The sequence below is a fragment of the Amycolatopsis sp. GA6-003 genome (assembly GCF_046267895.1).
Taxonomy (GTDB): Bacteria; Actinomycetota; Actinomycetes; order Mycobacteriales; family Pseudonocardiaceae; genus Amycolatopsis.
In genome coordinates, this window is sequence record NZ_CP176499.1 from 1,703,034 (window position 1) to 1,725,156 (window position 22,123).

General features: G+C 70.2%; 21 protein-coding genes and 1 riboswitch. Of the genes, 9 read left to right on the forward strand and 12 right to left on the reverse strand.

What is annotated here, in order from left to right:
- The first annotated feature begins 493 nt into the window (after nt 1-493).
- The 4 genes from F9C12_RS07135 to F9C12_RS07150 all read left to right on the forward strand — a co-directional run bounded on the left by F9C12_RS07135 (nt 494) and on the right by F9C12_RS07150 (nt 3,688).
- Nucleotides 494-1,087 (forward strand): nuclear transport factor 2 family protein, encoded by a 594-nt coding sequence (locus F9C12_RS07135; protein ID WP_409465251.1) that lies wholly within the window; start codon nt 494-496, stop codon nt 1,085-1,087.
- 75 nt (nt 1,088-1,162) lie between these two features.
- Nucleotides 1,163-1,366 (forward strand): hypothetical protein, encoded by a 204-nt coding sequence (locus F9C12_RS07140; protein ID WP_409465252.1) that lies wholly within the window; start codon nt 1,163-1,165, stop codon nt 1,364-1,366.
- A 152-nt stretch (nt 1,367-1,518) separates the two neighbouring features.
- On the forward strand, nt 1,519-1,788 hold the full coding sequence (locus F9C12_RS07145; protein ID WP_409181193.1) for a DUF1918 domain-containing protein: 270 nt from the start codon (nt 1,519-1,521) through the stop codon (nt 1,786-1,788).
- Nucleotides 1,789-1,846: 58 nt separating this feature from the next.
- On the forward strand, nt 1,847-3,688 hold the full coding sequence (locus F9C12_RS07150; protein WP_409465253.1) for a DUF4236 domain-containing protein: 1,842 nt from the start codon (nt 1,847-1,849) through the stop codon (nt 3,686-3,688).
- Nucleotide 3,689: 1 nt separating this feature from the next.
- On the opposite strand, the gene F9C12_RS07155 is transcribed toward F9C12_RS07150, so the two are convergent.
- From F9C12_RS07155 to F9C12_RS07170, 4 genes are all read right to left on the reverse strand, one after another.
- Entirely contained in the window at nt 3,690-6,062 is a 2,373-nt protein-coding gene (locus F9C12_RS07155) for an HAD-IC family P-type ATPase (RefSeq protein ID WP_409465254.1), read from the reverse strand.
- A 132-nt stretch (nt 6,063-6,194) separates the two neighbouring features.
- Nucleotides 6,195-6,860 (reverse strand): (2Fe-2S)-binding protein, encoded by a 666-nt coding sequence (locus F9C12_RS07160; RefSeq protein WP_409465255.1) that lies wholly within the window; start codon nt 6,858-6,860, stop codon nt 6,195-6,197.
- Complete coding sequence (locus F9C12_RS07165) at nt 6,857-7,696, reverse strand: CbtA family protein (protein WP_409465256.1); 840 nt, start codon at nt 7,694-7,696, stop codon at nt 6,857-6,859. Before F9C12_RS07165 ends, F9C12_RS07160 begins: the two co-directional genes overlap by 4 nt.
- A gap of 27 nt (nt 7,697-7,723) precedes the next feature.
- Nucleotides 7,724-7,933, reverse strand: coding sequence for a CbtB-domain containing protein (locus F9C12_RS07170; RefSeq protein WP_009077103.1), 210 nt, complete (start codon nt 7,931-7,933; stop codon nt 7,724-7,726).
- Between the two features lie 56 nt (nt 7,934-7,989).
- Nucleotides 7,990-8,045: riboswitch (cobalamin riboswitch) on the reverse strand.
- 324 nt (nt 8,046-8,369) lie between these two features.
- On the opposite strand from F9C12_RS07170, the gene F9C12_RS07175 reads away from it, so the two are divergent.
- Both F9C12_RS07175 and F9C12_RS07180 read left to right on the forward strand, forming a co-directional pair.
- On the forward strand, nt 8,370-9,998 hold the full coding sequence (locus F9C12_RS07175; RefSeq protein ID WP_409181199.1) for a GMC family oxidoreductase: 1,629 nt from the start codon (nt 8,370-8,372) through the stop codon (nt 9,996-9,998).
- 16 nt (nt 9,999-10,014) lie between these two features.
- A complete protein-coding gene (locus F9C12_RS07180) occupies nt 10,015-11,589 on the forward strand; it encodes a succinic semialdehyde dehydrogenase (protein WP_409465257.1) in 1,575 nt (524 codons plus the stop codon).
- Here F9C12_RS07180 and F9C12_RS07185 read toward each other — a convergent pair.
- A complete protein-coding gene (locus F9C12_RS07185; RefSeq protein ID WP_409465258.1) occupies nt 11,576-12,238 on the reverse strand; it encodes a TetR/AcrR family transcriptional regulator in 663 nt (220 codons plus the stop codon). The genes F9C12_RS07180 and F9C12_RS07185 overlap by 14 nt on opposite strands.
- Nucleotides 12,239-12,321: 83 nt before the next feature.
- Here F9C12_RS07185 and F9C12_RS07190 point away from each other — a divergent pair, with 83 nt between their 5' ends.
- Nucleotides 12,322-13,818 (forward strand): acyl-CoA synthetase, encoded by a 1,497-nt coding sequence (locus F9C12_RS07190; RefSeq protein ID WP_409465259.1) that lies wholly within the window; start codon nt 12,322-12,324, stop codon nt 13,816-13,818.
- Nucleotides 13,819-13,848: 30 nt separating this feature from the next.
- On the opposite strand, the gene F9C12_RS07195 is transcribed toward F9C12_RS07190, so the two are convergent.
- Complete coding sequence (locus F9C12_RS07195) at nt 13,849-15,633, reverse strand: gamma-glutamyltransferase family protein (RefSeq protein ID WP_409465260.1); 1,785 nt, start codon at nt 15,631-15,633, stop codon at nt 13,849-13,851.
- Nucleotides 15,634-15,704: 71 nt separating this feature from the next.
- Between F9C12_RS07195 and F9C12_RS07200 the strand changes: the two genes are divergently transcribed.
- Entirely contained in the window at nt 15,705-16,604 is a 900-nt protein-coding gene (locus tag F9C12_RS07200) for a LysR family transcriptional regulator (protein ID WP_409181204.1), read from the forward strand.
- Here the strand turns inward: F9C12_RS07200 and F9C12_RS07205 are convergent.
- The 6 genes from F9C12_RS07205 to F9C12_RS07230 all read right to left on the reverse strand — a co-directional run bounded on the left by F9C12_RS07205 (nt 16,547) and on the right by F9C12_RS07230 (nt 20,789).
- A complete protein-coding gene (locus tag F9C12_RS07205; RefSeq protein WP_409465261.1) occupies nt 16,547-16,984 on the reverse strand; it encodes a lasso peptide biosynthesis B2 protein in 438 nt (145 codons plus the stop codon). The two genes, F9C12_RS07200 and F9C12_RS07205, sit on opposite strands and share 58 nt — an antisense overlap.
- Nucleotides 16,981-17,232 carry a lasso peptide biosynthesis PqqD family chaperone gene (locus F9C12_RS07210; RefSeq protein ID WP_409465262.1) on the reverse strand — a complete coding sequence of 84 codons (252 nt, stop codon included), beginning with the start codon at nt 17,230-17,232 and terminating at the stop codon, nt 16,981-16,983. Before F9C12_RS07210 ends, F9C12_RS07205 begins: the two co-directional genes overlap by 4 nt.
- A complete protein-coding gene (locus F9C12_RS07215) occupies nt 17,216-19,021 on the reverse strand; it encodes an asparagine synthase-related protein (protein ID WP_409465263.1) in 1,806 nt (601 codons plus the stop codon). The genes F9C12_RS07210 and F9C12_RS07215 overlap by 17 nt, the downstream gene beginning before the upstream one ends.
- Nucleotides 19,022-19,041: 20 nt before the next feature.
- A complete protein-coding gene (locus F9C12_RS07220; RefSeq protein WP_409181208.1) occupies nt 19,042-19,179 on the reverse strand; it encodes a lasso RiPP family leader peptide-containing protein in 138 nt (45 codons plus the stop codon).
- A gap of 163 nt (nt 19,180-19,342) precedes the next feature.
- On the reverse strand, nt 19,343-20,461 hold the full coding sequence (locus F9C12_RS07225) for a YbiU family protein (RefSeq protein ID WP_409465264.1): 1,119 nt from the start codon (nt 20,459-20,461) through the stop codon (nt 19,343-19,345).
- A complete protein-coding gene (locus tag F9C12_RS07230) occupies nt 20,367-20,789 on the reverse strand; it encodes a hypothetical protein (RefSeq protein ID WP_409465265.1) in 423 nt (140 codons plus the stop codon). The genes F9C12_RS07225 and F9C12_RS07230 overlap by 95 nt, the downstream gene beginning before the upstream one ends.
- A 387-nt stretch (nt 20,790-21,176) precedes the next feature.
- On the opposite strand from F9C12_RS07230, the gene F9C12_RS07235 reads away from it, so the two are divergent.
- A complete protein-coding gene (locus F9C12_RS07235; protein WP_409465266.1) occupies nt 21,177-22,061 on the forward strand; it encodes a hypothetical protein in 885 nt (294 codons plus the stop codon).
- The last annotated feature ends 62 nt before the right edge of the window (nt 22,062-22,123 follow it).

Consider the following 22,123-nt stretch of genomic DNA (forward strand, 5'->3'; position numbering starts at 1 on the left):
GCATCTCGGAACTGGCTCCCGAACAGGACGAGTTCCTGCTTTCGCTGCCGGTGGCCGGCCGGGCGCGGTTCGGCTACGGCACGACGAGCGCGCGCTGGCCGAAGCGGCGATCCACCTGTCCGCCGAGGGCGCGCGGCCGGGACATCTCGACGCGCTGCTGGCCGAGACGCTGTTGCTCGGCCACCCGAATACCCTCAGCGAAACCCTTGCCAACAAAGGGAAAGCGCCGTCGTCGGCCCGCGTCCGGCGGGGGCCCGCGCGCTGCTGGCCGCCGCGGATCCGGCCAGCACCATGGTGACCGCGCCCGCGCTCGCTTGCGGCTTCGTGCATCTCGGCGATTTCGCCGCCCAGTTCACACGGCGGTTCGGCGCATCGCCGTCCGCGGTGCTGCGCGAACCCGACGACGGCGGTTCGCGCAGGCGATAGTCGCGGCGCGGCGGGCTGCGCAGACTCTGCGCATCGCAAGTCCGCACCGGCAAAGGAGAACGCCGCCATGCCACTATCCACTGAGGACAAGCTCGCGATCGTCGAGCTTTCCCACGCCCAGATGCGCGCCCTCGACAACCACGACGTCGACGGGTGGGTCGATGCCTGGGTCCCGGACGGGCAGTTCGTTTCCCCCTACGGCACCTCTTCCGGCCGCGCCGAACGGGCCGAGTTCATCAAGGGCCACATCGCCGCGGGCAAGGAGGACGGCGCCCGCCACCTGCTCATGGTGCACGGCAGCCTGAGTTCGGCCGCCGCCGCGTTCGCCGGGCAGAAGGCGTTTGTCGGCCGGTTCCGGATCATCGCGCCGTACCGCCGGGGCTGCCAGCCGAGCCCGCCGGCCGCTCGGATCGACCCGGACCGCGACGCCGCCGACGTAGCCGGACTCCTCGGCGACCGCGCGCACCTGCTCGGCACGTCGATGGGCGGATGCGGGCCGCCGCGCTGGCGCCGGACAAGGTCTGGTCGCTCACCGTGGCGGAGCCGCCCGCCCTGCCGAACTGCTCCGGTCGCCTCGGTGCCGACCGGCTCGCGGTCGCCCTCCGCGGCTACTGGGCGGCCGACCCCGCGACGTTCGTGGCCGGGTTCCTGCGGGTGCTGAACGTCGAACTGCCGCTTCCGCCGCCGCTGCTGGAGGCCGCCCGCAACCTGATGACGGAACGGCCGTGGGAAACCGGTGTCCCGGCGGAGGCGCTGGCCCCGCACGTCGTTCCCGAAGCTGGTGGTGACCGGCGGCGGCACCCCGGGATTCGAGGACGTCGCCGGCGCGCTGGCGGAAACGCTGTCCGCCAAGCGGGTGCTGTTCCCGGGCAGCCCGCACGCCGTGCAGCGGATCGGGCAGCGGTTCAACGACGAGTTCCTGGCTCATCTGGGCGGCTGACGCGGACCGGGCCTGCCCCGGCGCCGCCGTGCGGACCGGGCTGGCCGAACCCGCAGGCCGCTTGCCCGCACCTGATCGGACTACTCCGAGGTTTCGCGTCCGGCGCGGCGAGGTATCGCGTCGGGCGAGGAGCATCCGCCAGAGGAGGAACCATGCACGCACAGCGCGGAGACTGGCTGGTCGTGAAGGGGATCCACGTGGACGTGCCGGAGCACCGGGGCCGCATCGTGGCCGTGGGCTCGCCGGACGGCGGGCCGCCGTTCACCGTCCGCTGGGCCGGAGCGGACCACGATTCGACGGTCTTCCCGGGTCCGGACGCGATCGTGCTGACCGACGCGGAAATGGCCGCGCAGGACGCGCGCGATCAGGAGCGGGGCGAGCGGCTGGGCGCGTTGCAGCACCGTCTCCCGACCGACGCGTAACAGTCGGCGCACGCACGGCGATCCAGAGCGGGCCAATGCCGTCCGTCGAAGGTCGCCTATGTCGTTCTATCTGCGTACGAGGGTCAACGTCGGTCCGCTGCGCGTGAGCATGTCGCGGGCCGGGCTCGGCGCGTCGGCCGGGGTGCCCGGGTTCCGCGTCGGGGCCGGCCCGCGCGGCGCTTACGTCACGCTCGGCGGCGGGCTGGTCAGCTACCGGACCACGACGCGGACAACGACCCGGACACCGGCCCCGAGCGCACCGCCGCTGCTGCCCGCGAGCGAGGTCGTCCTGGCCGACATCACCGGCGCGACCACCCTCGAAATGGCGGCCGCCGATTCGAGCGAGTTCGTCAGCCAGCTCAACGCCGCGGCGCGGTCGATGCGGTGGTGGCCGTGGGTGCTGGTGCTCGCGCTGGCACTCGCGGCCGCGTCGCCGTGGACGCTGCTGGCCGGGGCGCCGCTCACCGCATGGGTTTTCCTGCACGACCGGATCCGCCGGACGGTCGTGGGCTTCTACGACGTGCAGGACGCCGGGGACGCGCGACGGTTCCAGGGACTGGTCGACGCCTTCGGACCGGTGCGGGAGGCACGCCGGGCCTGGCACGTCGTCGCGTCGGCGGCGTTGTCGACCACGCGGCAGCACAAGCTCAACGCCGGAGCGTCCGCGCTGGTCAAACGGCATTCGCTGGACCGGGGCATCGGCGGGCCGCCGCACCTCTCGGCGAACATCGCAGTCCCGTCGCTCGCCACGAGCCACCGGGCGGCCTACTTCCTGCCCGACCGGATCCTGCTGCGCGAGGGCAAGCAGTACGCCGACGTCGAGTACCGCGAGCTGCGGATCGAGGCGGACGTGCAACGGTTCATCGAGGACGGCTCGGTGCCCAGCGATTCCCGCGTTGTCGACGAGACCTGGCAGTACGTGAACGTCAAGGGCGGGCCGGACCGGCGGTACAAGAACAACCGGCGGCTCCCGGTCGTGGAATACGGTTCGCTGCGGCTGTCCGGGCCGAACGGCTACCGCGCGACCTTCGCCTTCTCGACCCCGCGAGCGAGTTGGGCGCTCGCGGACGCGCTGCGAGCGATGACCAGGACCGACGCGCCGCCGGTGGCGGTGGCCAAGCCAGCCGCCGTACCGGCCGCGCCCGCCCGGACCCAGGTCCCGGCCGCCCCGCTGACCCGGCGGCGGCTGTCGGCGGATGGACGAGTCGCGATCGTCGGCGAAGCGCACTACCAGCCCGCACTGCAGCGGGCGGCCCGCGGAATCGCCGCCGGCGAAGGCTTCGACCAGCATCTCCCGGCCGTCGCTCTCCTCGTCCCGGAACCGCAGAATCCCCATGATCTCCACGCGGTCCGCGTGGACGCGGTCAACCCCGCCGGCACGGAAACGGTCGGCTATCTGTCCCGCGCGGACGCTCGCCGCTATCAGCCCGTTCTCCGCGCGCTCGCCCAAAGCGGATACGCCGGAACCTGCCCGGCACGGATCACCGGCGGCGGGAACGGCCGCCACTACGGAATGTATCTGCATCTCGCGGGCCCGGACGCGCTGGAGATCGCCAATCTCGCCGCCGAGGCCGATCTCCTGGAGCCGGAGCGGACGGTCACCGTCACCAAAGAGGAAAACCATCAGGAAACCTTGCGGCGCTACCACTCCGGCGCGCCGCGCACGATCGTCGCCGCCGACCTCGCACCGTCCACTGTGTCCAGTGGCAAGCACAAGGGGTCCTACGCGATCGAGGTCCGGCTCGACGGCCAGCGCGTCGGCGAACTGACCGCCGCGATGAGCGCCCGCTACCGGCATCTCGTCACCGGCGTCCCGCGCTGCGAAGCGTTCATCACCCACGGCGAGCGCGGATTCCAGATCGACCTCCGGCTCCCGAAGGCCGATCGCGTCCCCCGGTGAGCTACTTCCCGATCCGGTTCCCGATCCACCGCCCGATCTCGATCAGCACCACCCCCGCCGCGGCACAGCACACCGCGGTGAGGGTGTACCTGGCGTTGCTCGGGTCCAGCTGGAAGATCTCGCGCGTCCACGGCAGCAGGAACATCAGCGCCGAAACGACCGCCATCGTCGCGACCAGCGCGGCCTTCCACCAGGTGCAGGGCCGCGCGACGACCGCCAGCACCCACAGCGCCAGCGCCATCAACGTCATCAACGCCGTGGTGCTCGCCTGCACCTGCTCGGCCTCGGTGGTCGCGGTGCCGGGGTGGACCACGAGGTAGGCGGCGAACGACGCGGCTCCGATCACCACCCCGGCCGGAACGGCCATCCGCAGCACGCGGCCGACGAATCCGGGGCGCGCACGGTCGTTGTTGGGGGCCAGCGAGAGCACGAACGCGGGCAGGCCGATCGTGAACCAGCCGACGATCGTCACGTGCCTCGGCAGGAACGGGTACGGCATCGCGTCCAGGCCGATGAGCCCGGGCACGCCGACGATGAGCGCCAGCAGCACCGAGTAGACCGTCTTGGTGAGGAACAGGTTCGCGACGCGTTCGATGTTGCCGATCACCCGGCGGCCCTCGCCGACGACGTGCGGCAGGGTGGCGAAAGCGTTGTCCAGCAATACGAGCTGCGCGACGGACCGGGTCGCCGGGCTGCCCGCGCCCATCGCGACGCCGACGTCCGCGTCCTTCAGCGCGAGGACGTCGTTGACGCCGTCGCCGGTCATCGCGACCGTGTGGCCGCGCGCCTGCAGCGCCGCGACCATCGCCCGCTTCTGCGCGGGCGTCGCGCGGCCGAACACGGCGGTGCCCTCCAGCTGGTCGGCCAGCTTGCCGGGCTCGTCCGACAGCGTCCGCGCGTCGACCGGGGCGTCGCCGCCGGGCAGCGCCAGCGCGCGGGCCACGCCGCCGACCGACACCGCGTTGTCGCCCGAAATCAGTTTCACCGCGACGCCTTGGGCGGCGAAGTAGTCCAGCGTCTCGCGGGCGTCGCCGCGGATCTTCTGCTCCAGCACGGCCAGCGCCACCGGCGTGACCTTGCCCGGCCCGTCCGGCGCGTCGACCGCGTTCGCCGCGCGGCCGAGCAGCAGCACCCGCAGGCCCTGCGCGCCGATCCGTTCCGCCTCCGCGCGCTCCTGCGACTCGGCGGGCAGCAGCACGTCCGGCGCGCCGAGCACCCAGTCGCCGTGCTCGCCGAACGCCGCGCCGCTCCACTTCCGCGCCGACGAGAACGGCACGACGGCGGTCGGCGTCCAGTCCGGCGCGGCCGGGCAGCCCTCGGCGATCGCGGCCAGGCTGGCGTTCGGCCGCGGGTCGGCGGCGGCGAGCGCGGCCAGCACGGTTTCCGGCTCCTCGCCCACCTCGTGCAGCCGCCGCAGCTCGGACAGCCGCATCGTGTTCTCGGTGAGCGTGCCGGTCTTGTCCGCGCAGACGACGTCGACCCGGGCCAGGCCTTCGATCGCGGGCAGCTCGTTGACCAGGCATTGCCGCCGGCCCAGCCGGATCACGCCGACCGCGAACGCGACCGACGTCAGCAGGATCAGGCCCTCGGGGACCATCGGGACGAGCGCCGCGACCATCCCGCGCAGCGCGGCGGGAAGCTCCTGCGAACCGGAAAGCTGGTTGTAGACCGACAGCGCGCCGGCCGGGATCAGCAGGTACGTGATGACCTTGAGGATCTTGTTGATCCCGTTCCGCAGCTCCGAATCGACCAGCGTGAACCGGCCCGCCTCCTCGGCCAGCTTCGCCGCGTAGGCCTCCGAGCCGACCTTCGTCGCCCGGTACGCGCCGTTGCCTGCGACCACGAAACTTCCGGACATGACCGGGTCGCCGACGCGCTTCACCACCGGGTCCGATTCGCCGGTGAGCAGCGATTCGTCGACCTCCAGCGCGTCCGCGGCCAGCACCTCGCCGTCGACCACCACCTGGTCGCCCGCGCCGATCTCGATCACGTCGTCGGCCACGACCTCCTCCGGGGCCAGCTCGCCGCTGACCCCGTCGCGGCGCACGCGCGGGCGCACCTGACCGACGATCGCGAGCCGGTCCAGCGTCCGCTTGGCCCGCAGCTCCTGCACGATGCCGACGACGCTGTTGGCGACGATCACCCCGGCGAACAGGCCGTCCAGCAGGTAGCCGGTGGAGAAGATGATGACCGCGAGCACCGCGAAGATCGCGTTGATCCGGGTGAAGACGTTCGACCGGACGATCTCCCACGCGCTGCGGCTCGTCCGCGAAGGCACGTCGTTGGTCCGTCCCGCGGCGACCCGCTCGGCCACCTCGGCCGCGGTGAGCCCGCGCGTGCTGTCCTGCGTGAGCAGGCCGTCATCCCCTGGCATAGGTTCGACCTTACGCAGTTTCCGGGCAAACCCGGCACGCCCCCGCCCCTGTCGGGTCCGCCCGTTCGGGTGACTCGGCGCTGGCGGCCGGTTTTCGCGCCCGCTCGCCGACGCGACCGGCGCGAAGGTCCGTCACACCAGCACGCAGTCCCCGCATTTCGGGCCGTCCCGATCCGGCGCCGCGCGATAGAACAAGCAGCAGCTGCGCCGCCGGAACCGCCCGTTCTCCCGGGTCGCGGTACCGGCCAGTTCCGGCGTTTCCTCCAGCGCGGAAACAATCCCGGCGACCCGTTCAGTCCATTCCGGACGCTCGGACCGCAAGACCGTCACCGCGCCGTTCAACGCCGACGCCACATTTCCCCGCCGGACGTTCCGGGCCAGCGAGAACCGCGCCATCGCCTGGTCCAGCCGCGCCAGCGGCCCGCGCAGGACCCGGGCGGCGAACGCACCGGCCACCTCGGACTCGACCGGCGGGTTTTCCGCCAACGACAACGGAAACGCACCGCCCAGCTTCGGCTGCCACCACGCCGTCGAGTAGTCCGGCACCGCTCCCGCGCCGACCGCGAGACCCAGTGCGGGCGAGATGATCCGGGCCGCCAGCCCGAGATGGGCGATCGACGCCGCGACCCGCAGTTCCACGAAATCGCCGCCGAGCGCGGCCCGGTTCTGTGCGACGCGGTCGCGCAGCACCGGGCCGTCGTCCAGCACCTCGGACAGAAGACGCCACGGCCCGGCCGGTTCCCCCGCCGAATGCGTGTCGACGGCGAAGAACGGGCCCAGTCCGGTCAGCGGGTTCACGCCTCGACGGTAGCCGCGCGGCCGCGGTCCAGCACGCGTTCGGCGAGCGGGCCGAAGACGAGCGCGATGGTCGTCCACAAAATGGCCTGTGCCAGCACCGAATAGAGCCGGAATTCGACGAGGGTGTCGGCGGGGAATCCGGGGTACACGAGCTGGCCGTCGGGCCCCTTGAGCGGCAGCGGGATTTCGCTGGCCTGGGGGCCGTATTCGGCGACGTTGACGGCCAGCGAACCCAGCGACGGCAGCACCGCCATCAGGAGCGCGGACAGCACGACGAACCCGGCACCCGCGACGAGCGTCGCGTTCCAGTTGCCCAGCCGCGGCGCGAGCCGTTTGCCCGCCACGACGGCAGCGACCAGGAAGAGCACTGACGCGACGACCATCGTCAAGTACAGCCCAGTGCGCGCACCGATGGTGGCTTCGTGCCCGACCGCCGGCGGGTTGGCCGGGTATTTCAGGAACGGCACCAGGTACAGCGTCAGGAATCCGGCCCCGGCCACCAGCACCGCCAGCACCCGCGCCCGGATTTTGCCGACCCGGCCCAGCAGCACGGTGTAGGTCACCGCGAACAGCAGGCCCATCGCGACCCCGAAGAGCACCATTCCGAGCCCGAGGCCGAGATTCCCTTGCACGGCACGGCTGAAAATCTCGTGGCCTTCGTGTTCGCTGGGCATCCCGGCGGCCTTGTCGAGCGCCATTCGCGCGTCGTCGCGGCCGGATTCGTAGTCGATCGCCGCCTGGGTCACCGGTTCGGCGAAGATCCGGGCGAAGACGAACGCCAGCAGTCCGCCCAGCGCTCCGGCGAGGAGGCCGCGCAGAATCAGCTTGTTCTGCATTGTTCGGTTGTCCGTTCCGCGCGCGCGTCAGTGGCAGGGGAAGCCGAGGAAGTGCCGCGCGTCGTGGACGAACTCGTGCACGTGGGTGTCGCTGCCGAAGATCGAGACCGCGCCCTGGTCGACGCCGATGAAGTAGTACAGCAGCAGCGCGCCGACGATCGTCGCGCCGAGCAGCAAAGCGGCTTTCGAGACGGGCAGAACGACCGGGGTGGACCGGTCGGCCGGAATGGTGGCCATGGCTCTCCTTCGGGATGACGCGTCCCTTGCGGGTGGACCTGACGACGGCTCCTCGACCTGACTCGCCCGCGATGGGCACACAGTGGCGCGACCGTGCCGGAATCTCACCGGCTTCGGGAAGCCGTCGCGCGAGCAGCACGGTACGGCGGCGCCCGGCCCGCCGTCAATCGCCCGCGGGTCCGAGGTGTCCGCTATGGCCCGGTTTGCGCGGCCGACGTGCGCGGGGTCGCACCGAACGGAGCAAGGCCGCTCACGCGGGGTCGCGGCGGAACGCCAGGCGCTCCGGGCACAGGCGGTGCGCTTCCTCGGTCCCCAAGGCGAGTCGATCCGGTTTGCGCGCGAGCCCGCGAGGCGTTGCGCGTGCGACGGGAAAGCTATACCGTGCCTGAACTAGAACAGGTTACAGTTTCGGCGGGGCGCGGGACGAGGAGCGGACATGGCAGCCAGGGTGGCCCGAAAGAGCGAAGCCGACTACGTGGTCGTCGGGTCGGGCAGCTCGGGGGCTGCCGTCGCGGGGCGGCTCGCGGAGTCCGGGGCCAGCGTGATCGTGCTCGAAGCGGGCAAGAGCGACAACCAGCTGCTGCTGCGCAAGCCGGGGTTGGTCGCGCCGTTGCACGCGGTGCCCCAGCTGAAGAAAATGAGCGACTGGGGGTACTACTCGGTCCCGCAGAAACATGTTCTCGATCGGCGCATGCCGGTGCCGCGGGGGAAGGTGCTCGGCGGCTCCAGTTCGGTCAACGGAATGGTCTACGTCCGCGGCAACCGGGCGAATTTCGACTCCTGGGCGGCGGAAGGCAACACCGGCTGGGACGCCGACAGCGTCAACGCCGCGTACAAGCGCATGGAGGACTTCGAGGACGGCGAGAACGCCTTCCGCGGCGCGGGCGGGCCGATCAAGATCACCCGCAACAAGATCCCGCAGGAAGGCACGCTGCAGTTCCTCGACGCGACGGCCGACGCGATCGGCTGCGAGATCATCGACGACTACAACGGCGCATCGCAGGAAGGCGTCAGCCGGATGCAGCAGAACGCTGCCGACGGCCTCCGCTACAGCGCCTCGCGCGGCTACCTGCACCACCTCGCGCCCCGGACGCTCGAGATCCAATCCCGCGTGTTCGTGCGGAAAGTCGTGATCGAGAACGGCCGCGCGACCGGCGTCGAGGTGACCGACGCCAACGGCAAGCGCCGCACCGTCCGGGCCGGCAAGGAGGTCATCCTCTCCGCCGGGTTCGTCGGTTCGCCGCAGCTGCTGATGCTGTCCGGGATCGGGCACGCCGAGCACCTCAGGGAGCACGGCATCGAGGTGCTCGCCGATCTGCCGGTCGGCGACAACCTGCACGACCACATGTTCCACGCGCTGACGTTCCAGGTGTCGTCGTGCAAGAACAAGGGCACCGCGCCGTACTTCGCCCGCGGGATGGCCCGGGAACTGCTCAAGCCGGGTTCGACGTTCCTGGCGAACTCGGTGTTCGAGGCGCTCGCGTTCCTCAAGACGTCGCAGGCCGGGGACGTGCCGGACCTGCAGCTGCACCTGCTGCCGTGGGCGTACGTGTCGCCGAACCAGGACGCGCCGGTCCGGCATCCGGTCGACAAGCGCCCGGCGCTGACCGTGCTCACCACGCTGATCTACCCGAAGAGCCGCGGCACGATCCGGCTCGCCTCGGCGGATCCGGCCGCGGCTCCGCTGATCGACCCGCAGTACCTCTCCGACCCGTCCGACCTCGAGGTGCTCGGCGAGGGATCGGAGATGGTGCGCGAGATCTTCGCGTCGAAGGCGTTCAAGGGCTCGGTCAACGAGGAGATCCACCCGGGCCGGCACCTGCGCGGCCAGGAGCTGCGCGACGCGATCCTCAACCGCGCGACCTCGGTGTACCACGGCGTCGGCACCTGCCGGATGGGCGTGGACGACCTGGCTGTCGTCGGGCCCGACCTCAAGGTCCGCGGGATCGACGGGCTGCGGGTCTGCGACGCCTCGATCATGCCGTCGATCACCGGCGGCAACACCAACGCGCCCTGCATCATGATCGGCGAAATGGGCGCGCAGCTGGTCCTTTCCGGCAATTGAACAGGAGCGGAAGACCATGACCCTCAGCCCGGTCCGGCCCACCCTCCCGGCTTCGGCGACCGACGACTTCCTCCGCCGGCTCGTCGCGCGCGTGCCCGGCTCGGGCGGTGCGGTGTGGCCGCTCACCGAGGTCTACACCGGCGACGTCCTGGTGGACCTGCCGCAGTCGACGCCGTCCGACATCGAGCAGGCCTTCGCCACCGCGCGGGCGGCGCAGGCGAAATGGGCCGCGACGCCGCTCAAGCAGCGGCTCGCGGTATTCCGGCGGGCGCATTCGCTGTTCCTCGACCGGGCGCGCACGATCGCCGACCTGATCCAGGTCGAAAGCGGAAAGAACCGGCGGATGGCGATCGAGGAAACGTGCGATCCGCCGATGGTCATGAGCCACTATCTGCGACGGGCGCCCAAACTGCTCGCCCCGGCTCGACGCGGCGGGCCGGTTCCGCTGGTGTCTTCGTCGACCGAGATCCGGGTGCCCAAGGGCGTGGTCGGAATCATCGCGCCGTGGAATTTCCCGTTCGCGACCGGCATTTCCGACGCCATTCCGGCATTGCTGGCGGGCAACGCGGTGGTGTTGAAGCCGGACAACAAAACCGCGCTGTCCCCGCTGTACGGCGTGCAGTTGCTCGAAGAAGCCGGGCTGCCGCACGGCCTGTTCCAGGTCGTGTGCGGCGAAGGCCCAGATGTCGGCCCGACGCTGATCGACCAGGCCGACTACGTGATGTTCACCGGCTCCACCGCCACCGGAAAGGTGATCGGCGAACGGGCGGGCCGGAACCTGATCGGCTGCTGTCTCGAGCTCGGCGGCAAGAACCCGATGATCGTGCTGCCGGACGCCGATTTCGCCGACGTGGTGCCGGGCGCGGTGTTCGGCGCGTTCGGCAACACCGGGCAGATCTGCATGCACATCGAGCGGATCTACCTGCCGGAGTCGCGTTACGAGGAATTCAAGGAAGCCTTTGTCGCCAAGGCTTCCGCGCTGGACGTGCGAGCGGCTTACGATTTCGGGCCGGAAATGGGTTCGCTGGTCTCGGTGGACCACATGCACCGCGTCAAGTCCCATGTGGACGATGCGGTCTCTAAGGGAGCGACCGTCCTGTGCGGCGGACGCCCCCGGCCGGACCTCGGCCCGGCGTTCTTCGAGCCGACCATCCTCGAAGGCGTCACGAAGGACATGCTGTGCGGGGTCACCGAAACCTTCGGCCCGGTCGTGGCGCTGCACCGGTACCGGACGGTGGACGAGGCCGTCGAGCTGGCCAACGACACCGACTACGGCCTGAACGCTTCGGTATGGGGCAAGGACATCCGCGCGGCCTCCGCGGTAGCGGCCCGGCTGGAGACGGGAAACGTCAACGTGAACGACAGCCTGGCGACCGCGTACGCCGCCAAGGGAACCCCGTCCGGCGGGGTCAAGACCTCCGGGGTGGGCGCCCGGCATGGGGACCAGGGTCTGCTGAAATACACCGACGTGCAGAACCTGGCAGTGCTGAAGAAGCCGGTGATGAGCCCGCGGCCGGGGCAGAAGTACGAGAAGTACGTGGAGGGAATGCTGTCCGGGCTGAAGATGATGCGGCGGCTCAGGATCCGGTAGTGTCCGCAATGGACTGATGCACGACCTCGGCGATCTTTCCGTCCACTCCGGTCAACCCCCCGAGCCGGGTGCGACGCGTCAGCAACCCGCCGAGGACCAGGTCGACCAGCTGCGCACCCACCTGCTCCGCCGGCGCCGGGCCGGCCGGGTCGAACCACGTCCACGCCCAGTGCGCCGACCCGAAGATCAGCAGGCTCTGCACCTCCACATCACACGGCCGGAACTCCCCCGACGCGACCCCTTCGGACAGTGTCGCGCGCACCAGCTGAAGGTATTCCGCGCGCAACCGGCGGCCCTCGGCCATCGCTTCGTGGTCGGCGAGCCGGACGACCTCGCGCTGGAAGGCGACGGTCGCCTCCCGGTCCACCACCTGGTACAGCACGAACGCGTACAGCAGCCCGGCCAGGCGCTGCGTCGGCGTCGCGAGGCGGTCGCGGATCAGCTTGGCCTCGGCGAGCCTCCGGCGCAGGTACGACTCGTGCAGCGCGGCGAACAGCCGGTCCTTCGTGCCGAAGTGGTGCACGATGGTGCCCTTCGACAGCCCCAGCTCGCCGGCGATGTCGGAGAAGTTCGTGGCGTCGTAGCCGCGTTCGGCGACGCGGCGGGTGAACGTCGCCAGGATCTCCGCGGCGCGGCCTTTCGGTGGCATCGGCCCACTGTAACCGAAGTTTGACCACTGACCGTCCGTACGGTTACCTTCGTCGGGGTCCCCGGCGACGAAGGAGTCTCGGCATGGCATCGAGCTTGGCGCAGTGGATTTCCCGGCGCGGCACCGTCACCCCCGAGTCGGTCGCGCTCGTCGCCGCGGAGACCGGCGAGCGGATCACGTACGCCGACCTCGAAAGCCGGGTCGCGCGCCGGGCGGCGGGGCTGCGCGAACTGGGCGTGCGCAAGGGCGACCGGGTGGCGTTGCTGGGCTTGAATTCCACCGGTTACCTCGAAACGCTCTTCGCCGTCGCCTGGCTCGGCGCGATCACGCTGCCGATCAATTTCCGGCTCACCGCGGCCGAAATCGAGTACCTCCTCGACGACGCCCGGCCGGTGGTCGTGGTGCACGACGGCACTTTCGCCGCGCTCGCGCGAGAAGCCTCCGGAGGCCGGACTCTGGTCGACAACAGCGAACTTCCCCGCGAGGACCGCGTCGAGCCCGAACCGACCGGGCCGGACGAGGTCGCGGTGCTGATGTACACCTCCGGCACCACCGGCCGGCCCAAGGGAGCCATGCTCACCCACGGCAACCTGGAGGCGAACGCGATCAACGTGCTCACCTCCGGGGAAGGCATCCTCCCGTCGGACCGCACGCTCACCGTGGCGCCGCTTTTCCACATCGGCGGGCTGGCATTGTTCACCTTGCCTTTGCTCTACGCGGGCGGAACAGTAGTGGTCGCGGGCAAATTCGATCCACAAGAGACACTCGCGCTGCTCCAGCGGGAAAAGATCACCGTCCACTTCATGGTTCCCGCGATGTGGGCGGCGATGACGCAGGTCCCGGACTTCGATTCCTACGATCTGTCGCGGCTGCGCTATCTGCTGTGCGGCGGCGCGCCGTGCCCGCTGCCGGTGATCGAGTTCTACGAGAGCAAGGGACTGACCTTTGTGGAGGGTTTCGGGATGACCGAGCTCTCCCCCGCCGCGCTGGTGCTGGAATCGGCGTTCGTCCGCTCGCGCGCGGGCTCCGTCGGACGGCCCTTCCTGCACGTCGAGGCCCGGATCGTGGACGAACGCGACGACGACGTTCCCACCGGGACAGTCGGCGAACTGGTGCTGCGCGGCCCCAATGTCTTCGCCGGGTACTGGGGCCTGCCCGAAGCGAGCGCCGAAGCCCTGCGCGGCGGCTGGTTCCATTCCGGCGACTTAGCCCGCGCCGACGCCGACGGATTCGTGACTTTGGTGGACCGCAAGAAAGACATGATCATTTCCGGCGGCGAGAACGTCTATCCGATCGAGGTCGAGCAGGTGCTGCACCGGCATCCGGACATCGCCGACGTCGCGGTGATCGGCGCGCCGGATCCGCAGTGGGGCGAAACCGTGGTGGCAGTGGTGGTGCCCGAGAACGATTCGCTCGACGGCGACACGGTGATCGCCTATTGCCGGGAACGGATCGCCGCTTTCAAATGTCCCCGCCGAGTCGAAATGGTGGACGAGCTTCCGCGCAATGCCACCGGGAAACTGCTCAAACGCGAACTCCGGGCCCGTTACACGGATTCCGCCGCCGCAGTTTCCCGGTAGAGGTGCGGCCTGGCGACCGTCCGTGAGGGGTCACCGCCCCGCGGCATACCCCTGCGCGCCACGCGAGTTCGCCGCCGCCGACAACACCCCGGTCTCCGGATCCTTCGCCACCGCGCACAACCGCCCCTCCGACCAGGGCTCGCCGACCGTCACGGCATGGCCCCGGCTTTCCAGCGCGGCGATGACGTCCGCGCCGATCCGCGATTCCACCGTCACGCTCCCCGCCGCCATGCCGCGCGGGTAGAACGAGCCCGGGAAGCTGTCGGTGTGCCAGTTCGGCGCGTCGATCGCGCCCTGCAGATCGAGCCCGCCGCGGACCTTTTCGCGCAGCGCCGTGCCGAGGAAGAAGTGGAAGTTCCACTGGTCCTGCTGGTCGCCGCCGGGGGTGCCGAACGCCAGCACCGGCACGCCGTCGCGCAGCGCGAGCGACGGCGAAAGCGTGGTGCGCGGCCGTTTGCCCGGGGCGAGCGAGTTGGGCAGGCCCGGGTCGAGCCACGCCATCTGCAGCCGGGTGCCCAGCGGGAAACCCAGCTCCGGCACCACGGGATTGGACTGCAGCCAGCCCCCGCTCGGCGTCGCGGCGATCATGTTGCCCCAGCGGTCGACGACGTCCAGATGGCACGTGTCGCCGCGGGTCAGGCCGTCCTTCGCGACGGTTGGCTCCCCCGCCCCGATCGCCGACGCGGGGACCCCGCCGCCCGCGACGTAGTGCGCGTGCCGGCTCAGCCGGGGCGTGCGGCCTCCGGGACTGCCCGGACGCAGCTCGAACGACGCGCGCTCGCCGATCAGCGCGCGCCGGGTTTCGTTGTACTCCGGGGAAAGCAGAGCCTCGACGGACACGTCCGTGCTGTCGCCGTACCAGGCTTCGCGGTCGGCCATCGCGAGCTTCGTGCCCTCGATGAGCCGGTGGTAGTACTCCGGCGTCGCGTACTCCAGCTCGTCCGGCAGGAGCGCGAGCTGCTGCAGGAACGCCGGACCTTGGCTCCACAGCCCGGGTTTCGCGACGGTCCAGCCGTTCCAGGGGTAGGTGACCGGGTCCTCATACGTCGGCCGGAACGCGGCGATGTCGTCGGCGGTGAGGGTGCCCGCGTGCCGTTCGCCGGACGAGTCCATGGCCGGTTTCGCGGCGAAGGCGGCGAGCGCTTCGGCGACGAATCCTTCCCGCCACGCCTTCCGCGCCGCCTCGATCTGCGCTTCCCGGTCGCTTCCGGCCGCCTCCGCTTCCGCGATCAGCCGGCGCCAGGTCTGCGCGAGCGCGGGATTCTTCAGCAGCCCACCGGGTTTCGGCGCGACCCCGCCGGGCAAGTACAGCTCGGCCGACGTCGTCCATTCGTTCTCGAACAGCTCGCGGACGGTCTCCACCGTCGCGCCGACGCGCTCGACCGCGGGATGGCCGTCCGCCGCGTAGTGAATGGCGTACTTGAGGACCTCGCGCAGCGACTTCGTGCCGTGGTCGTGCAGCAGGAGCAGCCACGCCTCCACCGCGCCGGGCACCGCGGCGGCGAGCGGGCCGGTGCCGGGGACGAGGTCGAGGCCGAGCGAGGTGTAGTGCTCGATCGTCGCCCCGGCGGGCGCGGGCCCTTGCCCGCACAGCACCTTCGGCGCGCCGCCCGCCGGCGCGAGGATCATCGGCACCTCGCCGCCGGGCCCGTTGAGATGCGGTTCCACGACGTGGAGCACGAACGCGCCGGCGACCGCGGCGTCGTAGGCGTTGCCGCCGTCCTCGAGAACCGCCATCGCGGCGGCCGAGGCGAGCCAGTGGGTGGACGACACCATGCCGAAGGTGCCCTGCAACGTCGGGCGCGTCTGGACCATGGCCCTATCGTCGCGCGTGCGCTGGCGGTACGTCAAAGACATCTGAGGCACCAGTCCGATAGCGTATCGCTATGGAACGCCGCCAGCTGGAGTACTTCGTCGCGATCGCCGAGCACGGCGGGTTCACGCACGCGGCGCGGGCGTTGCGGGTGGCGCAGCCGTCGTTGTCGCGCGCGATCGCGAAACTGGAACAGGACTTGGGCGTCGAGCTGTTCCACCGGGTCGGGCGCAACGCGGTCCTGTCGAACGCCGGCGAACTGCTGGCCGAGCGCGCCCGGCTGGTGCTGCGCGACCTCGACGCACTGCGCGCCGCCGCGCGGATGGCGGGCGACGGACCGGCCGGGCGGATCGACGTCGCGGCCACGTCGTCGTCCGCGCTGGAGCCGGTGATCAGCATCGTCGCCGAGATGCGCACGCGGTATCCGGGCGTCCTGGTGAGCACGTCGGCGGCGTTGTCGGCGGCCGAGGTAGTGGCGATGGTGGTGCAGGGCCGCTGCGAGGCCGGGGTGTGCGGGAGCGCGGAACGCCCGGTCGGGCCGGGGCTGGTCGCGCATCACCTGCGGGACGAAGAGCTGCTGCTGGTCGCCCCGCCGGGCACGGAGATCGGTTCGGACGGGGCGGTGGAGCGGTCTGCGCTCCGCGGCATGCGGTTCGTCGTGACCACGTCGCCGACCGCGGTGCGCGGGTTCTTCGACCGCCTCGCGGCGACGGTGCCGGACCTGTCGATCGCCGCCGAAGCAGGCGACCGGAGCGTGGTGCTGCCGATGGTGCTGCGCGGGATCGGCGCGAGCCTGATGCCGGACGGCTGGGCGGACCTGGCCCGCCGGGCCGGGGCGGAGGTGCTGCGGTTCTCGCCGCCGGAAACGCTCCCGCAGTGGCTGATATATCGGTCGGGGCCCATTACCGCGGCAACTCAGGCGTTTGTGGACATCACCCTCGCCGCAGGAGGAACTGACAGCATCGGCGCGTAGTGGCCGTCCGGATAAGGCTCCCCGACCGCGTGGCCGTCGGCCTCGATCCAGGCGTGCGCGGCGAACGGGCTCGTGCGGACGCCAGTGCACCAGGTCGGCCAGGAACCCCGCATCCGGCACAGGAGCGCGGCGGCGATCGAGCGTTGCAGGCAGCCTTGCCCGGCGCAGCGGAGGCTGACCGAAACGACGTCTGACCGGGCCGCGGAAGCCTCGCCCGTGGTGGCCGGTCGCGCTCCGCGGCGGGCGAATTCCAGGACTCGGCGCAGGCGGGCGGGACGCAGCTTCGCCAGCGGACGGGCCAGCGCGACGGCGAGCAGCGGCATCGGGCGACGGCGCAGCGGCAGGCGGGTACGGGTGGCGAGCGCGACTGGGGCGGTCATGGCGTCACCAGCCCGGCGGACCGCAGATGGTCGACCACCGCAGCCACGTCCTTCTGCGCCACCGCCTCGTCTATCCCGTGCCGAGCCGCCAGTTCCGCCGCGACGACCTCCGGATCGCTGCCGTCGAGAAGTCCTTGCAACACCGCGCTTCCGGTGGAGTTGAGCTGCCAATACCGACCGGACGTCAGGTCCAGCAGGACCGTGCCGTCCGGAGTTTCGGCGGCGGTCACCTCAGGGGGCAAGCGCATCGAGCCTCCTCGGGGACGGGCGATCGGCGGCGCGAAGCCACGTCTCGCATCCGATGAGCGGTTCCAGGGCGGCGACCACGCGGTAGTCCCGTTGCGGCGCGAGCACGGCGGCCCGCAGCCGGTCCGGGTCGAGGAGACCGCGCGCGGCCAGAGCGGAATCCTCGAACAGGCGCAGGATGGCGGTCTGGTTGCGGCGCAAGCCCTCCCGGATGTCCGCGCCGAACTCGCCTTTCGTCGCCCGGCCGAGCACGGCGTCCGGCACGATCCCGCGCATCGCCTCAGCCAGCAACGGTTTGTAGCGGCCGGGGTCCGCCTGCTCGTGCCGCCGGACGCGCAGGACGGCCTCCACCACCCGGTCGTCGAAGAACGGCAACCGCAGTTCCACCCCGGCGCCGGCGAACAGCCCGGCGGTCAAACGGTACTGCGCGGCGGCCGAGCGCAGGACGAGCAACGCCTGGTGTTCGCCGGGATCCCGGCCGAGCGGCCGGGCCTCGTTCGCGGTGCGGTGCAGGACTTTCCGCGCCAAGGCCAGGCCGTCGGCGGTGAGCCCCGGCTGGGCCCGCAGCGGCGCGACGCCCCAGCCGAGCACCGGGCGGCGGGCCGGGCCGACCGGATCGGCGAGGTGCGCGGCCTGCTGCCGCCACCAGCCGGCGACGGTTCCCGGCCGGAGAAGCTCCGCCATCGTCCCGAACAGCGGCCAGCGCCGGAGCGCCGCGTGTGCGCGGACCTGCCGCATCGCGGCGACCGGGCGACGGCGCAGCAGCGAGTGCAGGTATCCGGGCAGCGGGCTGAACAGTTCGTCCCCGCCGTGCCCGGCGAAATGCAGTTCGGATCCGCGTGCGGCCACGATTTCGGCGCTGTACCGGATTCTGGCCGCGGAACGGGTGAACGCGTAGGGCTCGTCCGCGTCGACCGGCCGGTCCGGATCGGCGAAGACGGCGGGCAGTTCGCGCTGCGGGACGATCACGTGTTCGGCCCGGTCCAGCGCGGCGATGGACCGGGCGGCGTACTCCGCGTCGTCGTTGCCCGCCTCCGCCTCGGCCCAGCGGAAGGTCAGCAGCTCCGGATTTTCCCGGGCGGCGAGGAAACACAGCGAGGTCGAATCCATGCCTCCGGACAGGTCCGACGAAACGCGTCCCGAGCGGACTGTCTCGGCCAGCGCGGCCCGTACTCCCTCGGCGCCGCGGGCCAATGGCTCGCGGGCGGGCGGCGGCCGCCACCACTGCCGCACCCGCGTCCGCCCGTCCGTCCACAAGAGACAGCTTCCGGGCTCCACCGCGGACACTCCGGTATACAACGGCCGTTCGTTCAGCGGCGGCGGAAGCTGCAGTCCGCACGCCATCCGCGCGGCGAGCAGCTCTTCGTCCACTGAGGACCCCACCAGGCCGGCGAGCAGATCAGCCCGGTCGGCGGCGACCGGAACCCCGTCCACCCGGCAATGAAACACCCGGCGCAATCCGGTCGCGCTGCCCTGGAACCGCACCGCACCGTCCACAGTGGCCACCAGGTGGAACGAACCGGGCAGGGCGGCGGCGATCCGGTCGAGGTCGGCCGGCGCGCACACCCGGGCCGCGAGCTTTCCGAGCCGGGCAGCGGCGACCGGGCAATGCCCGATCACCGCCAGCCGCACCGGCCCGGCTGTCCCCACCGCCACCTCGGCGCGACGCCAACGGCCGACGAGCCAAGGCCTCCCGGACGCGTGGGCGTGCACCTGGGCGTCCGCCCACGGCCGCCGGATCCCCGCCGCGGCGGGAAGATCGGGCAGCACCAGAAATCCCGGCCCGCTCATCGGCTGCGCTCCTGCCCGGCTCAGGAGCCGAAGAAGCCCATCGTGTCCGACAGGCGGCCCCCGAAGCCGAGGGTGTCGTCGCTGAATTCGCCGACCTCGACCAGCGCGGGCGGCGTGTACTCGGGCAGTTCGCGAACCTGCTCGTCCTGAACGTCCATGATGCCTCCGTTGTTCGGCTCCGGCGGCCGCTGCGACCGCCGTCTCCCGACACTGGCACGCACCGGCCGGCCGCGGCATCCGGGATTTCCCCCGCGTACCACCAGCTTTACCTCGCAGTACCGGACCCGGCCGTACCACTGGCCCGAATGGACTAGACCACTGTCATCCCATGCCGAGCCCGCGCCGTCCGGTCGCGTTCAACCGCGCGGGAGCGAACCGGTCCGGCCACGACCGCTCGTAATGCTCGGGCGGGAAATCCGCGGGGCTGGAACCCGACTCGAACGCTTCCCGCACCGACCCGGCGTACGCCTCGTTGCGCGGACACCACGGCGCGGCCGGGATGTACATGACATTGCCCCAGCCCTGCTGGTCCTTCACCGGCGCGACGCTGTGGATCAGATCGCAGTGCCACCACACGGAATCCCCGGCCCGCACGTCCGGGATGCCGCTGGAAGCACGCAGCAGCAAGGAATGCCATTTCTCGCTGGCCGGGAACACCTGGTTCACCGTGACGCCGCACATGTCGTCCTCCGGCACGTCGGCCAGCAGCGGGCGCAGCATCAGGTAGCCCATCGCCTCCGGAATCGGCACCGTGTGCAGCACGCCCTGGTCGTGTTTCATGTCGGAAAGCGCGGTCCAGCCCTGGAAAGTGCGGAACACCGAGCACATCGTCGAGCCCTCGAACTGTGGCCCGGCGGTGCGGTGCGCGGCGTCCCACGGATCGTAGGACTCGACGGTGCCGTCGAACAGATGCCGGAACGCCCGCTGGTACGCCTCGGTCATCCAGAGGTCCAGCGTGCCCGGGTCGAGGTGGGCGCCGAGACCGCCGGAATCCGCGCCCGGCGGACGGCGGCGGATGCGGTCCGGGTACAGCGAATCCCGGCCGGGGTCGAACCACTGGACGCCGTCGGATTCCGAGCGCCACCGCGCGTTGAGGAACGCCTGCACGCGCGCCATCCGGTCGCTTTGCCGCGCCTCCATTTGCGGCGGGGACCAGTAGATCGGATAGATCTCCGGCCGCGAACCGACGGTGCCGAAGAAATCGTCCCCGGGACCGCGATAGTGCTCGAAGAACCGGTTGCCCTCCACGTAGTCGACGATCCCCTGGTCCCAAGCCAGCGCCTGCTCACGCGGGAAGTGCCCGCGCACGACGAGGCAGCCGCGCTTCCGGAGCCGGGCGAGGTCTTCATCGGAGACTCGGCCCGCCTCGATGTCGGCGTAGTCCAGCACCGGCCAGATTTCCTCGCCGCACCGCCTCCCTGGCGCGGCGGCCGTCGCCACGCCGGTGCTCGGCGCGTTCCACGACGTCCTGCTTGTTCGTGCGCGCCACGCGCATCCCGAGGTGCGGATCGATCGGCAGGTCGGCCGAGGCCAGCACGGACAACGTGTCGCGCCCGGCGGTCGGCGCGCACACCAGCCGCGTGCCCGCGTTCCACGCCCGCGCCGGGGTTCCTTCCCGGCCGCGCACGACGGTGACCGTCCGGGAACCGGCCAAGTGCCCGACGACCCACACGACCTCGAAGATCCCTTGCGAGGAGTCGTGCAGCTCGATCGGCAGGTACTTGCCGGGGGTGGCGGGGCTGTAGTCAGTGTCGATGTCGGCAAACACGGCGGCCGAGAGCGTGGTGTCCGAACGGCCGGCGCGTTCGCGAGAGTGCCGAAGAAATAATCTTTAGCGGAACGATATTCGCACATCTACCGACCTTTTGAGACGAAAACCGCATCCTCGGCCAGTTCTGCCGTCTCGTCTTGCCCGAACTTTAAGGGGAGCATTTGTCCCTTATGCACACTTGCTTGCGACCGAAGCCTTTGGCTACTGCGAGTTCACTCAAATGGCAGATGTACGACATGATCTTGCCTCCGGTAGCGTGCTTCGAGGGGGAGGAAATCATCCATTGAAGTCTTGCGTCAATCACTCTGCGTTATCGAAATTGATTTCCCCCTGCCTCCGGATTGAGGTCCATTAAAGGTATCAACGGAAATCGAAGGAATCGACGTGCGAAAGAAGAGGCAACTATTTTCGGCATTTTTTGCGAGCCTAATGCTCACAGCAGGGCTCGGATATGCCCATGTCGCCGCCGCATCTGACGGAATGCAGGCAGCTCCGATGTCAGCGGCACAGCAAAGGCAGCTGGTAGGCCAGCTCGCCGGCAATGTGCGCCAGAGATGGAATCTCGACATAAATCCCGACGACTACCAGGTGATTACCGAGCCTGGCGACATTTTGATCGTTCCAAAAGGCCTACCCGCCCCGAAGCATGTCGAAATCAACGGCGTGGACATGCTGGCAAGCAGCTTGACCGTGCCCCATCGCGACAAATCTGACGCATCAGTGCTTGACGACGGAACCGTCTGGAACAGGCCGATGTGCTTCGCGCGGAAAAATGTGCCGAGCAAGCTCGATCCCAACAAGATCGATGCCTGGGCGGACTATTGCGCGCAGGCCGGGGAGATTAAATACCCGAATCAGAACGGCACGGACTACGCAGTAAAAGAATGGCAAACTTGCGCGACCACCAATGCCGACGGACTTGCGTACGACTTGACTGCTTGCAATGCGGGAATAGCACCTCCGCCCGGAGAGCAGCTTCTCGATTGGGATGACTGGAGCCCCAAGGGGACGATCAATCAGAGCCCGTGCACCAACTTGACGCTTTCAGTTTCAGTCGCCGGAATCGGCGGATCCCTTGTTCTGGGAAACTTTTGCGACACCTTGAACCCCGTCAAAGGGGAAAAACCGCTGGACTTTCTAACCAACTGGTCGGGAAATGCTCCTAATGGTCAATCCAGGGATACGGGTGGAATCGTCGCCGTGCACAATACGCTCACTAGCGGAATTGGCATTCAGGCACTTTACGGCGGAATTTCGATCAGCTTGTGATCAACGTGCGGTCTACTACGGGTGGCTGCGGTACGATGCAGTCGTCGCGTGACGCGCACATG